The 13,162-nt window shown below is 58.7% G+C and carries 13 protein-coding genes; 5 read left to right on the top strand and 8 right to left on the bottom strand.

All coding sequences use genetic code 11. From position 1 onward, the window contains the following. Together ACESMW_RS16865 and ACESMW_RS16860 are read right to left on the bottom strand one after the other, a co-directional pair. A partial coding sequence (locus ACESMW_RS16865; protein WP_372988159.1) for an HAD-IC family P-type ATPase occupies positions 1 to 782 on the bottom strand: 782 nt, incomplete at its 3' end. A 28-nt stretch (positions 783 to 810) separates the two neighbouring features. Beyond that, positions 811 to 1,677, bottom strand: coding sequence for a YicC/YloC family endoribonuclease (locus ACESMW_RS16860; RefSeq protein ID WP_372988158.1), 867 nt, complete (start codon positions 1,675 to 1,677; stop codon positions 811 to 813). A 190-nt stretch (positions 1,678 to 1,867) separates the two neighbouring features. Between ACESMW_RS16860 and rph the strand changes: the two genes are divergently transcribed. Next, on the top strand, positions 1,868 to 2,584 hold the full coding sequence (gene rph / locus ACESMW_RS16855) for a ribonuclease PH (protein ID WP_372988157.1): 717 nt from the start codon (positions 1,868 to 1,870) through the stop codon (positions 2,582 to 2,584). A 147-nt stretch (positions 2,585 to 2,731) separates the two neighbouring features. Here rph and ACESMW_RS16850 read toward each other — a convergent pair whose 3' ends face one another. Next, a complete protein-coding gene (locus ACESMW_RS16850) occupies positions 2,732 to 3,538 on the bottom strand; it encodes an exodeoxyribonuclease III (RefSeq protein ID WP_372988156.1) in 807 nt (268 codons plus the stop codon). Positions 3,539 to 3,619: 81 nt separating this feature from the next. Here ACESMW_RS16850 and pyrE point away from each other — a divergent pair, with 81 nt between their 5' ends. Beyond that, complete coding sequence (pyrE, locus tag ACESMW_RS16845) at positions 3,620 to 4,258, top strand: orotate phosphoribosyltransferase (protein ID WP_343814517.1); 639 nt, start codon at positions 3,620 to 3,622, stop codon at positions 4,256 to 4,258. Between the two features lie 3 nt (positions 4,259 to 4,261). Further along, positions 4,262 to 4,909 carry a DUF4124 domain-containing protein gene (locus ACESMW_RS16840; protein WP_372988155.1) on the top strand — a complete coding sequence of 216 codons (648 nt, stop codon included), beginning with the start codon at positions 4,262 to 4,264 and terminating at the stop codon, positions 4,907 to 4,909. Positions 4,910 to 4,977: 68 nt separating this feature from the next. Here ACESMW_RS16840 and ACESMW_RS16835 read toward each other — a convergent pair whose 3' ends face one another. Together ACESMW_RS16835 and ACESMW_RS16830 are read right to left on the bottom strand one after the other, a co-directional pair. After that, positions 4,978 to 5,406, bottom strand: coding sequence for a hypothetical protein (locus tag ACESMW_RS16835; RefSeq protein WP_372988154.1), 429 nt, complete (start codon positions 5,404 to 5,406; stop codon positions 4,978 to 4,980). Positions 5,407 to 5,529: 123 nt separating this feature from the next. Continuing rightward, the gene (locus ACESMW_RS16830; RefSeq protein WP_372988153.1) at positions 5,530 to 5,868 is read right to left on the bottom strand and encodes a DUF2782 domain-containing protein; all 339 of its coding nucleotides are present in this window, start codon (positions 5,866 to 5,868) and stop codon (positions 5,530 to 5,532) included. A gap of 87 nt (positions 5,869 to 5,955) precedes the next feature. Between ACESMW_RS16830 and polA the strand changes: the two genes are divergently transcribed. Both polA and ACESMW_RS16820 read left to right on the top strand, forming a co-directional pair. Beyond that, on the top strand, positions 5,956 to 8,676 hold the full coding sequence (polA, locus tag ACESMW_RS16825) for a DNA polymerase I (RefSeq protein ID WP_372988152.1): 2,721 nt from the start codon (positions 5,956 to 5,958) through the stop codon (positions 8,674 to 8,676). Between the two features lie 275 nt (positions 8,677 to 8,951). Then, positions 8,952 to 9,335 carry a hypothetical protein gene (locus tag ACESMW_RS16820; RefSeq protein ID WP_372988151.1) on the top strand — a complete coding sequence of 128 codons (384 nt, stop codon included), beginning with the start codon at positions 8,952 to 8,954 and terminating at the stop codon, positions 9,333 to 9,335. Positions 9,336 to 9,381: 46 nt separating this feature from the next. Here the strand turns inward: ACESMW_RS16820 and ACESMW_RS16815 are convergent, their stop codons facing one another. From ACESMW_RS16815 to ACESMW_RS16805, 3 genes are all read right to left on the bottom strand, one after another. After that, positions 9,382 to 10,779: an OmpP1/FadL family transporter gene (locus ACESMW_RS16815; RefSeq protein ID WP_372988150.1), complete on the bottom strand. Its 1,398-nt coding sequence runs from the start codon at positions 10,777 to 10,779 to the stop codon at positions 9,382 to 9,384. A gap of 123 nt (positions 10,780 to 10,902) precedes the next feature. Then, positions 10,903 to 12,024 (bottom strand): PilT/PilU family type 4a pilus ATPase, encoded by a 1,122-nt coding sequence (locus ACESMW_RS16810; protein ID WP_372988149.1) that lies wholly within the window; start codon positions 12,022 to 12,024, stop codon positions 10,903 to 10,905. A gap of 17 nt (positions 12,025 to 12,041) precedes the next feature. Further along, on the bottom strand, positions 12,042 to 13,076 hold the full coding sequence (locus ACESMW_RS16805; RefSeq protein ID WP_091997362.1) for a type IV pilus twitching motility protein PilT: 1,035 nt from the start codon (positions 13,074 to 13,076) through the stop codon (positions 12,042 to 12,044). Between the last annotated feature and the right edge of the window lie 86 nt (positions 13,077 to 13,162).

Genomic DNA, 13,162 nt, shown 5'->3' with positions numbered 1-13,162 from the left:
CCGACAAGGAAGATCAGCACCGCGATGACAAGGATCGCCAGGGAAATGGATCTGACCAGGCTGGCAAGCCGCCGGGTCAGCGGAGTCTGCAGATCTTCAGTTTCATTCAGCAGCCGGGAGATCCGCCCCAGTTCACTGCTCGCGCCAGTGGCGACCACCACCCCATCCGCAGTGCCGGCTGTGACCAGGGTCCCACCGAAAGCCATGGAATGGCGATCACCAATCACTGCATCAGGTGCCACCGGGTCTTCCCGTTTGGTCACCGGCAGCGATTCCCCGGTCAGTGCCGCCTCATCGACCTGCAGCCCATTGACCTCAAGCAACCGGACGTCGGCTGCCACCTGATCTCCAGCCTGCAGCAACAGCACATCCCCCGGCACCACCGTATGGGCGGGAACCGACTTGGCGTCACCGTCACGCAGCACCGTGGCATTCTGCGGCACCATCCGGCTCAATGCCTCGATGGCCTGGGTGGCGCGCATCTCCTGGACAAAGCCGATAATTGTATTGAGCACAACGACGGCGAGAACCACAGAACTGTCGGCCACCTTACCAATCAGGATGGCAAGCACCGCCGCGGCCAGCAGCACGTAAACGATCGGATCGGCCAGCTGATGCAGTAGTATCCTGTACCAGGACCGGCCACCGTTTCGCTCAATACGATTGGGCCCGCTCTCCTTCAGCCGACGCCGGGCCTGTGATGTCGAAAGCCCCTGCGGCCCGGCACCCAGCCGATCGAGGACTTCCTTGAGTGCGCGAGCATGCCAGCGAAAATCGTCCATGGCTCCAGGTATCCGCTTCAGGGGTCCGTTACTCGATGTTCTGCACCTGCTCCCGCATCTGCTCGATCAGCACTTTGAGGTCAACTGCTGCGCGCGTGACATCGGCATCGATGCTTTTACTGCTCAGGGTATTGGCCTCCCGATTCAGCTCTTGCATCAGAAAATCCAGGCGCCGGCCAATCGCGTCATCCCGCTTCAGGGTATCCGAGACCTCACCGATGTGGGCATCGAGGCGATCCAACTCTTCGGCCACATCGCTCTTCTGGGCCAGCATCACCATCTCCTGGGCGATCCGATCAGGATCCAGCTCGACACTGGCTTTCTCGAACCGTTCCCGCAAATTACGCTCCTGGGCCTCAAGCAATTCCGGCATCCGGGCGCGAACATCCGCCACCAGTTTGCCCATGGTTGCCAGACGATCCTCGAACAACGGACGCAGCCGCTCCCCTTCCCGCTCACGAACGGTAACCAGCTCGGCCACGGTATCGGCAAACAGCTTTGCCGCCGCCTCCCGCGCAGCACTGTAGTCCTGCTCCGGCACCGACAGCACACCGGGCCAGCGGAGAATGTCGAGAGCGCTGATGTGGGCCGGGTTATCCAGCATCCGGTTGATATGGTTGGCGGCGTTGTTCACCGCCTGTGCCATCTCGTCACTGATCTCGAAGCTCTGGACGGAATTCTCAGCGGATTGAAGCCGCATGGAGATATCCACCTTGCCCCGCTTCAAATCCTTTCGCAGTTCTTCCCGGAACTTGTTCTCCAGCTCCCGGAACGCCTCCGGCAACCGGAACGAAGGCTCCAGATAGCGGTGATTCACGGTGCGGATCTCGCAGGTCAGGGTGCCCCAGTCTCCACGGGCATCCTTCCGGGCAAAGGCAGTCATACTCCGGATCATATCGGCTCCAATCATCATGTTTGGCAGATCACCGGAGTTTAACAGGCTCTTAACAGTTGCGGCGAACCCGACCAAAGGGGAACCGACGATCCACCTGTGTTCTCCAGTGACCGTGTTATACTCGCTGTCCTTTCATTACCCCCCGCCCGGACCCGAGTCCGGACATTCAGATTCAGATACAGGACACACTATGCGACCAAGCGGCAGAACGCCCGAGCAACCCAGAGACGTCCGAATCACCCGCAACTACACCCGCCATGCCGAAGGCTCCGTGCTGGTGGCATTCGGGGACACCAAAGTAATCTGCACCGCCTCCGTCGAAAATAAGGTACCGCCCTTCCTGCGCGGCGAAGGCAAAGGCTGGATCACCGCCGAATACGGCATGCTGCCCCGCTCCACCGGCAGCCGCATGGGCCGCGAAGCCGCCCGCGGCAAACAGGGTGGACGCACCGTCGAAATCCAGCGCCTGATCGGCCGCTCCCTGCGCGCCGCGGTCGACCTCTCCGCCCTGGGCGAACACACCATCACCGTCGACTGCGACGTCATCCAGGCCGACGGCGGCACCCGCACCGCGGCAATCACTGGCGGCTGCGTAGCCCTGGTGGACGCACTGAATTACCTGGTTGCGGAAAAGCGAGTGAAGGCCTCCCCGCTCAAGCAGATGGTGGCGGCACTTTCCGTGGGTGTTTACAAGGGAACGCCGGTTGTCGACCTGGACTACCCGGAAGACTCCGAAGCCGAAACCGACATGAACGTCATCATGACCGACAAGGGCGGTTTCATCGAAATCCAGGGAACGGCTGAAGGCGCACCGTTTGAACAGTCAGAACTGGACAGCATGCTGACCCTGGCGAAACAGGGTATTGAGCAGTTGTTCGAGATTCAGAAAACAGCGCTGGAAGGCTAAACAGAAAGTCTGGGCCCCTGCATGGCACCACGTCCCCAGACTGTTGAGGGCCATGGACGGCCCGAAACAAGCGCACATGGATGTGCTCGTAGCGTGTCTGGGGACGTGGTGCCATGCGGGCGCTTCCCCCAGACTTTAAATCAGGGCTTAAAATCCGATCTCGATGTCGTAATCCATGATCACCGGCGCGTGATCCGAGAACCGTGTTGAATTATCAATCCAGCCATCCTGGATAGTCTTGCGAATCCCCGGCGTCAGCAGCTGATAATCCACCCGGATACCGGCATTCCGACGGGCACCTTCGGCCTGCTCCGGCCACCAGGTAAACTGATTGCTCTGCTTGTTCACCTCACGGAAGGCATCAATACAGCCCATCTCATCAAACAGCCGATCCAGCCAGGCCCGCTCATGGGGCAGGAAACCCGAAAAATCGAACTTGTGGTAGAGCGGAGATGCATCCGTCACATGGTGGGCTGTTTGCAGGTTCGCACAGAAAATAAACTGACGGCGCTTACGCAGGGTCTTCTGCATATGCAGACCGAATGCATCCATGAACTCGTCCTTGTGGTCCAGGACAGTCAGGTCATCCTCACCGATCAGCTCTTCCTCTCGCCCGAGCGCACAGGGTGCCAGCACACAGGCCACAGAGACCTTATCGAAGTCCGCCTGAAGAAAACGCCCCTCGCGGTCCGCCTGCTCATTGGCGAAGCCGTACATGATGGCCTTGGGGAAATGACGGGTGTAGATGCCGACACCGCCGTGCTCGTTCTTCTCGCCGTCAATGAAGTAGGCTTCGTAGCCCTCGGGGATGAGATTGTAGTCCTCGATCTCGTAGGCGCGCATGCGGTGATCCTGAACGCAAACCACGTCAGCGTCCTGATCGGCCAGCCAGTCAAAAAAGCCCTTATCAACAGCCTGGGCGAGGCCATTGACGCTGATTGATACTACCCGCATACGTGTTCCCTGATTCGGTTTGTGTGTATGATACCGTTTTTACGCACTAATTAAAGATCCACACCCGCCAGAAGCCTTGTCATGCACGACTATCAGCAAGATTTTATCGAATTCGCCATCCAGCGGAACGTGTTGCGTTTTGGAGAGTTCACACTCAAATCCGGCCGCACCAGCCCGTACTTTTTCAACGCCGGACTGTTCAACACCGGAAACGACCTGCTGCAATTAAGCAAGGCCTATGCCGCCGCTATCAGCCGCAGCGGGCTGGATTATGACATCATTTTCGGCCCTGCCTATAAGGGCATTCCCTTGGCCACTGTTACCGCCATGGCCCTGGCTACAGAAGGTAACAGCAAACCATTTGCCTTTAACCGCAAAGAAAAGAAAGATCATGGTGAGGGCGGAAACATCGTCGGCGCACCATTGGAGGGCAAAGTGCTGATCGTGGATGACGTCATCACCGCCGGTACCGCCATCCGTGAGTCCATTGACCTTATCCGGGCTGCAGGTGCCGAGCCGGCCGGTGTGCTGATCGCCCTCGATCGACAGGAAAAAGGTAACGGCGAACTCTCGGCCATCCAGGAAGTGGAAAAGGAATTCGGAATTCCGGTGGTCAGTATCATTCGCCTCGAACAGGTGCTCGACTACCTCAAAGCCAACCCGGAGTTTGCCGGTCACGCGGACAAGGTAGCCGAATACCGTGATCAATACGGAGTCTGACTGATGGGCAATCGTCTGTCTGTGTATTTCTCGGCATTGCTGCTGGTAGCGGCCATGGGCGCCTCACTGCCGGCACATGCCCAGATGTATCGTTACACCGACGCACAGGGCCAGGTAGTAATCAGTAACACCATTCCCCAGGAAGCCACCAAGCGGGGCTACGATATCCTGGGCAGTAACGGTCGGGTGGTCGAAACCGTCCCGCCTGCGCCGACCAAAGAAGAGATTGCAGCCCGCAAGGCTGAGGAAAAACGCCAACAGGAACGGGAACGCCAGCGCGAGCAGGACGAATTGCTGCTTAAGCGTTACAGCCACCCGGATCAGGCGGTTGAAGCCATGCACCGGAAGGTGCGGGAAATGAATGGCCTTATCCAGCTCAAGCGCGGCAACATCCAGGTGATTTCATCGCAGCTAAACAACGAGCAGAGCCGCGCTGCGGATATGGAGCGCGCAGGCCGGGAAATTCCCCAAGCTACCCTGGACAAGATCCGGCGGCTTGAGTCCCAGATTGACGAAATCGAGCAGGATATCGCCAGTCAGCGACAGGATATCGTGGAGCTGAAAAAAACCTACCGGAAAGATATTCAGCGCCTGGAAGTGATTACGGACAAGGAGCGGACGCTGCCTCTGGAAGTGGCCGAAGAGCAGTAAGGCCAGATATAAAAATGGGGTCAGAAGAAGGCTTTCTTCTGACCCCATCTTCGTCACGTCAACTCAGATCAAGCAGAGGCTGTGCTTTTCTTGGCAGCTGCGGAGCTGCTGGTCTTGCGGGCTGTGGTCTTGCGAGCGGCCGGCTTCTTCGGCTCAACGCTCTTCTTGGCTTCTTCAGCCGCCTCGGACACGTCGTCGGCCGCTTCGGAGACTGCTTCCGCACCTTCAGCCGCTTCCTTCTCCAGCTTGGCTACCAATTCGGCAGCGAAGTTGCCGAAACGGGAGTTCAGGCTACGCAGCTGCTCGAACAGGCTCTCGCTGTAACCATCGTAGCGCTTGCGGAGGTTCTTGACGCTGTACTCGCGAGCTTCGGATTCCAGCTTCTCGGCGTACTGGAACGGTTTGGCAGCGATTTTCTTCTGCTGCTCTTCCGCGGCATTGATGCCCTTCTCGACGATTTCCTGAATCTGTTCCTGGTAAGACTTGAGTTTACCCATGATGGACTCTCCTTGGTTTCGTGAACATTCGTCAGGCCCGCCAAGTGCTTAAATCGCGGGCCTTCTTTGGATCTCACTAACCAAGATACGGGTAAAAATTAGAATGTTCATACTAAAAACCGGTTACCACCGGAACAGTACCCAACTGGGCACCAGCAGGTCCGATTCGGTTTCCCGGATCCAGCCACCGCCATCGGCAGGCACCAGGTAATACTCGGGCCCCACCTCGGGCACCACCTTGATCTCCATCAGCTGGCCATTCACCCGGTACTCGTAGAACACCTCGTTCTCACCAGGGCGGATAACAATAGCTGGCCCCTCGGCCTCCGGCTGATAATCGGTCACCACCACCGGCTCTTTCGGGGTCTCCACCGGCACCTGGTCCAGCCCGCCCTCTTCCTGGGCCAGTGCCGCCAGCGGCAGGCCAAACAGCAGTATGGCGGGGTAAGCGATTCGCTTCATTTTCGTGATACCCTTTCGTCAATCCAGTTCAGTACAGAGTTGCACAAGCCAACCAACGCTTCAATCAGAATCCGGATCCGTATTTCTATGACTGAAAAAAAGACCCCACCTGTGGTGCTCGTCGACGGCTCATCCTATCTTTTCCGCGCCTATCACGCGCTGCCGCCTCTGACCAACAGCAAGAATCACCCGACCGGGGCCATCAAGGGTGTGATCAGTATGATCCGTCGCCTGGAGCAGGATTTTCCCGGCTCGAAAATGGTGGTGGTTTTTGACGCCAAGGGCAAAACCTTCCGGCACGAAATGTACGAAGAGTACAAGGCCAACCGCCCACCCATGCCGGATGACCTGGCGATGCAGATTCAGCCAATCCACGAGATTGTCCGGGCCATGGGCCTGCCCCTGCTGATTGTACCGGAAGTGGAGGCGGACGACGTCATCGGCACCCTGGCCAATGAAGCCACCAGCAAGGGCATTGATGTGGTGGTATCCACCGGTGACAAGGACATGGCGCAACTGGTCAGCGATCACGTCACCCTGATCAACACCATGACCGAGACCCGGATGGATCGCGAAGGCGTTGTGGAAAAGTTTGGCGTCACGCCGGAGCAGATCATCGATTACCTTGCCCTGGTGGGGGACAAGGTCGACAACATCCCCGGCGTGAACAAATGCGGCCCCAAGACCGCCGTCAAATGGCTGCAGACTTACAAGGATCTGGACAATCTCATCGAGCATGCGGACGAGATCAAGGGCAAGATCGGCGAGTACCTGCGCGAGGCCATCGACACCCTGCCCCTGAGCCGGGAACTGGCCACCATCCGGACCGATGTGGATCTCGAGTTCGGACTGGAGGATCTCAAGCTGCGGGAGCAGGACGACGAGCAGCTGCTGGACCTGTTCAAGGAGTACGAGTTCCGCAGCTGGGTGAACGAGCTGGAAAGTGATAACGACACCGATACGAAAACCGCCAACGGCGACTCCTCCGCACCAAAGGATAAGCGCTACAGCATCATCACCGAGCAGGATGAACTGGATAACTGGATCAGGCGCCTGAAGGCCTCCGAGCTGTTCGCCTTTGATACGGAAACCACCAGCCTGCGGTACATCGATGCCGAAATTGTCGGCGTGTCCTTCGCGGTTGAGGCCGGTGAAGCCGCGTACGTGCCGCTGGCCCACGACTACATGGGCGCGCCGGAACAACTGGACCGCGATGAGGTCCTCGAGCAGCTCAAGCCGCTGCTGGAGGACCCCAAACAGAAAAAGGTGGGCCAGAACCTCAAATACGACAAGAACGTGCTGGCCAACCATGGCATCGATCTGGAAGGCATCGCCGAGGACACCATGCTGGAGTCCTATGTCTATAACTCGGTAGCCACCCGCCACGATATGGACAGCCTGGCACGGGAATACCTGGGCGAACAGACCATCACCTACGAATCCATTGCCGGCAAGGGTGCCAAGCAGTTGACCTTCAACCAGATCGATCTGGAAAAGGCTGGCCCCTATGCCGCCGAGGACGCTGACATTACCCTGCGTCTGCACCAGACTCTGAGCCCCCGGCTCCGGGAAACCGGCAAGCTAGACTCGGTCTACCGGGAGATTGATTTGCCGCTGGTACCGGTACTGTCGCGCATGGAACAAAGGGGCACCCTGATCAGTGCCAGTGTGCTTAGGAATCACAGCCAGGAGCTGGCCGAGCGCATGGCCGAACTGGAAAAGGAAGCCCACGAAGTGGCCGGGGAAACCTTCAACCTGGGCTCCACCAAGCAGCTGCAGGCCATCTTCTATGACAAGCTGGGACTGCCGGTCATCAAGAAGACACCGAAGGGCGCGCCGTCGACGGCCGAGCCGGTGTTGCAGGAGCTGGCCCACGAGCATGAGCTGCCACGGCTGATCCTCGAGCACCGGAGCCTGAGCAAGCTCAAGTCAACTTACACCGACACCCTGCCTGAGCTGATCCACCACCGGACCGGACGCGTGCATACCTCCTATCACCAGGCGGTCACCGCCACCGGGCGGCTGTCTTCGTCAGAGCCCAACCTGCAGAACATCCCCATCCGCAGCGAACAGGGCCGGCGCATCCGCCAGGCGTTCATCGCGCCGGAGGGTTACAAGCTGGTGGCCGCGGACTACTCCCAGATCGAGCTTCGGATCATGGCCCACCTGTCCGGTGACAAGGGCCTGATCAACGCGTTCGAACATGGGGAAGACATCCACAAGGCCACGGCGGCCGAGGTGTTCGGCGTCAGTCTCAAGGAGGTCAGCTCCGATCAGCGCCGCAGCGCCAAGGCCATCAACTTTGGCCTGATCTACGGCATGTCCGCCTTCGGGCTGTCACGGCAGCTGGGCGTGGAAAGGAAGCTGGCCCAGGAATACATCGACCGCTATTTCGAGCGTTACCCCGGCGTCCTGAAATACATGGACAACATCCGCAAACAGGCCCACGAAGATGGCTTTGTGGAAACCCTGTTTGGCCGTCGCCTGTACCTGCCCGAAATCAACGCCCGTAACAAACAGATGCAGCAGGCCGCCGAACGCACAGCGATCAACGCTCCGATGCAGGGAACCGCAGCGGATATCATCAAGCGGGCCATGATCGAAGTCGACAACTGGCTGCGTAACGAGCACGCCGACGACGCCCGCATGACCATGCAGGTTCACGACGAACTGATCGTGGAAGTAAAAGAATCCGCCCTGGACAAGGTCCGGGACGGGCTGGTGAAACGAATGTCAGCTGCGGCGGAACTGGCCATTCCCCTGGTGGTGGATGCGGGTGTCGGTGACAACTGGGACGAAGCCCACTGATTCGACTTGCCTTACTGGCCGGCCGGGCACAATCCCGGCCAGCCCCTACCCCAAAACGGGGCAAATCGCCCTCCTCTTGCACCGTGAAGTGACACGGCAACCACTCTTCCACCAACCTTCGTCCCCGTTACTGCCCCCGAAACCGCTGCCTTGGTGGCCTACAGGGCATGTTGTGAAGAACGGCACAAAATTCGCATCGTAACCGGAGTCGGTTGCCGCGTTCGGGCTCTCCCGAACCGCAACCAGGTTGTGACAATCATTCCGAGGCCGTAACCATGAACACTCTGGCATCTGAGAAAGACTGGCTCCTTAACCCCAATCTGCTGAAACTGGTGCACCAGTGCCGCCGGCTTATTCATTCCGAGTTCGGCGTCAAACTTCATCTGACCGAACAGCATCTCGAGCAGCAACTGGCGGACTATGCGAGCAAAAGCCGCTCGAGCCACCTGGTCCGGACCTGGGAGACACTCAAGGCCCAGGTACCCCAACTGCAATGGAATTCAGGAAACACGGAAGAAGACGTGAGCCCGAGACGCATGTATCGGGGCCAGGCGATTGCCGATGATCGACCCGCGAAAGCGGTTGAGGAGGGGGCGCAAAATGGCGGTACACCACCGAGGAAGAAACAGGTGATCTACCGCGGCCAGGTGATCGGCTGACGGCGCTGGCCGCCAGCCTTACGCAAAGTGCAGATTGAACGCGGGATCAGAAGGCTTTGCTGATCTGAACTGACGCGCTCCAGGCACTCAGGTCGTATTCACCCTGGTAGCTTGCCGCGCTGATCGGCTCACCGGTGGGATCCTCGTGACTGTATTCCCTGTCATCCACTTTCGCGTCATCCGCGAAGATCAACGTGCCTACGGTAGCATCGACGGTCCAGCCACTCTGAACGTCTTTCCACTGGGTACCCAGGGTCAGCCAGTGACGGTCCTCTGACGGAATCCGCGCAGTAACGTAGTTGTCGACCGGTGACTCATCCCAGGCATACCCTGCCTTCAGGGCCCACTTAGGGGTGGCTTGCCAGATGCCGCCTACATTGAACTGCCAGGTGTTTTTCCACTCTTCGGTGATGTGGGAGATGACCTCTCCGCTTTCCTGGCTAATGATATCCAGCTCTTCAAAGCGGCTCCATTTGGCGTAGGTCGCACCGGCCAGGAGGGTCACTCTGTCAGTGAGCAAGTGCCGGGCACCGAAGGTAACACTCTCCGGAATTGCCAGTGGCACCTCTACATCCCGACTGATATCAGTCTGGAAGGCGTTCAGCCCGGTATCGCCCGGTTGGACCACCGGGTAATTGGAGAGATCCGCATCTCCCTCCAGCTCCAGCTCCGTTCCGGTTTGCAGAGTAAGACCCAACTGGGTTTGTTTCGACATCTCATACAGGAAACCGATACGTGCGGTGATGCCGATATCGTCACCCTCAATATCCGCGTAACCCGGCTTGAACGGCTCACCGTTCAGTGGCACGCCTGCCGCATCAGCTTCTTGCTGAGCGAGGAAATAGGCCCCGGAGTAGTCCTGAAACTTCGACAGACGCCCTTCGGCGTACATGATGTTAAGCCCGACGCCCATGGACAGCCCCCGCCCGTTGTTCACGGCAACCGAGGGCGTGAACGCAATCGCGGTCAACTCGGTTTCATCAGCAAAGTACCGACCAATGAAGTCATTGTCGTAATCGGCAGCCAGACCATAAGGCGCATGAATCCCAAACCCGACATCGATAGAGTCGTTGATTTCGTGGGTAAAGTAGAAATTGGGAAGAACTGCGGGATCAGCAATGTCTCCGCCAGTGCTACCGGTCACCGGCATACCAAGCTGATTGGTTGCTGAGGTGGAGCCCTCTTTCGCCTCGGCATCAATATCCAGAACCGCAGCACCGAAGGAAACGTTCATCCCGGAAAGCTGGCTCATTCCGGCAGGGTTGAACAGCACAGTGGTCGCATTCTCGGGATTGGCGGCGGCACCGGCATTGGCCACGCCCATGGCACTGGCGCTTTGTTCGTTTAGCGAGAAACCACCCGCCATGACGCTGGCTGGCGCGGCAACGGCGGCCAGGGTTGCCAGGCGGATTGCCTTTACGAGTGCGTTGGTATTCTTGTGCATGGTAGCTCCTTGATTGATTCGGGGCGGAGTATACGCAGCACGGGCCAAGGGCCTCAAATGCCAAAACTACTGGTTCGAGGCCCTAACTACTTACGACTTTAGTCTGAAAGCGTGAGTTCCGGTTCAGTCATCCTGGATGGACAGTTTGTCCACCGACGTGGAGAGCTGATCGGCTCCGGCGGAATCGGCGCCAAGCTTGATCATCAGGCGCAGGTCGTTCGCCGAATCGGCATGGGCCAGGGCGTCCTCGTAGGTGATCGAGCCTTCGGAGTACAGCTTGTACAGCGCCTGGTCGAAGGTCTGCATACCCGCCTCGCCGGATTTCGCCATCAGCTCCTTGAGCTTGTGCACCTCACCCTTGCGGATGATGTCCGACACCAGCGGGGTATTGATCAGCACTTCGATAACTGCCTTGCGCCCCTTGCCATCGGGAGTGGGCACCAGTTGCTGGGCCACGATGGCCTTCAGGTTCAGGGACAGGTCCATCCAGATCTGATTGTGCTGTTCGGGCGGGAAGAACTGGATGATGCGATCGAGGGCCTGGTTGGCGTTGTTGGCGTGCAGAGTCGCCAGGCACAGGTGGCCGGTCTCGGCAAACTGCACGGAATACTCCATGGTCTGCTGGGTCCGGACCTCACCGATCAGGATGACGTCGGGGGCCTGACGCAGGGTGTTTTTCAGGGCCACCTCGAAGCTCTCGGTATCAATGCCCACCTCGCGCTGGGTCACGATACAACCCTGGTGCTGGTGCACGAATTCGATCGGGTCTTCGATGGAAATGATGTGACCGCGACTGTTCCGGTTGCGGTGTCCCAGCATAGCGGCCAGGGAGGTGGACTTACCGGTACCGGTGGCGCCCACGAACATGATCAGGCCCCGTTTGGTCATGGCCAGATCCTTGATGACTTCCGGCAGGGACAGGTCATCAATCTGCGGAATTTTGACCTCGATCCGCCGCAGCACCATGCCACACAGATTGCGCTGGAAGAAGGCACTAACCCGGAAACGCCCGATACCACGGGCACTGATGGCAAAGTTGCACTCGTGGGTGGCATCGAACTCAGCGCGTTGCTTGTCATTCATGGCGCCGTAAACCAGCTCACGGGTCTGTTCCGGGGTCAGGGCATTCTTGGTGACCGGCAGGACCTTGCCGTTGACCTTCATGCTCGGCGGCACACCTGCCGTGATAAACAGGTCCGAACCGCCCTTCTCCACCATCAGCCGCAACAGTTTTTCGAATTCCATTTTGCTACCTACTTACCTCAGAAGTTATCCGGCATCTTCGCCTTGGCGCGTGCCGCCTCACGGGAAACGAGGCCTTTCTGTAGCAACCGCTCAAGACACTGGTCCAGTGTCTGCATGCCGAGCGAGCCGCCGGTCTGGATCGCGGAGTACATCTGGGCGATCTTGTCTTCCCGAATCAGGTTCCGGATGGCCGGGGTTCCGATCATGATCTCGTGCGCAGCAACCCGTCCGCCGCCCATCTTCTTCATCAGGGTCTGGGAAATAACCGCCTGCAGGGATTCGGAGAGCATGGATCGGACCATGGATTTCTCCTCGGCCGGGAACACGTCGACCACCCGGTCGATGGTCTTGGCTGCCGAGGTGGTGTGCAGGGTGCCGAATACCAGGTGACCGGTTTCCGCGGCGGTCAGGGCCAGGCGGATGGTTTCCAGGTCCCGGAGCTCGCCCACCAGGATGATGTCCGGGTCTTCCCGCAGTGCCGAACGCAGGGCCTCGTTGAAGCCCAGGGTGTCCCGGTGCACTTCCCGCTGGTTGACCAGGCATTTCTTGGATTCGTGCACGAATTCGATCGGGTCCTCGATGGTGAGGATGTGCTCGTAGCGGGTGTCGTTGATGTAGTCCATCATGGCCGCCAGCGTGGTGGACTTACCGGAACCCGTAGGCCCGGTCACCAGCACCAGCCCCCGGGGAACGGACGAGATATCCTTGAAAACCTGGCCCATGCCCAGATCTTCCATGGTGAGCACTTTCGAGGGGATGGTCCGGAACACGGCACCGGCGCCACGGTTCTGGTTAAAGGCGTTAACACGGAAACGGGCGACACCGGGAACCTCGAAGGAAAAGTCGGTTTCCAGGAATTCTTCGTAATCCTTGCGCTGCTTGTCGTTCATGATGTCGTAGATCAGGCCGTGCACTTCTTTGTGCTCCATCGGCGGCAGGTTGATCCGGCGTACATCGCCGTCGACACGAATCATGGGGGGCAAACCAGAGGAAAGGTGCAAATCGGAAGCACCCTGTTTGGCCGAAAAGGCAAGCAGTTCAGTAATATCCATAGGGTTCCTCGGAGGGCTTTTTCTTTTAATCCATAAGCGGCACACTCACAGTATGAGCAGCATAGCAGACAACCTCGGGAGCGTCA

The organism is Marinobacter sp. (assembly GCF_041690455.1).
GTDB lineage: Bacteria > Pseudomonadota > Gammaproteobacteria > Pseudomonadales > Oleiphilaceae > Marinobacter.
Note: the sequence above shows the minus strand (reverse complement) of the source record. Positions and strands in the feature narration are given on the sequence as shown.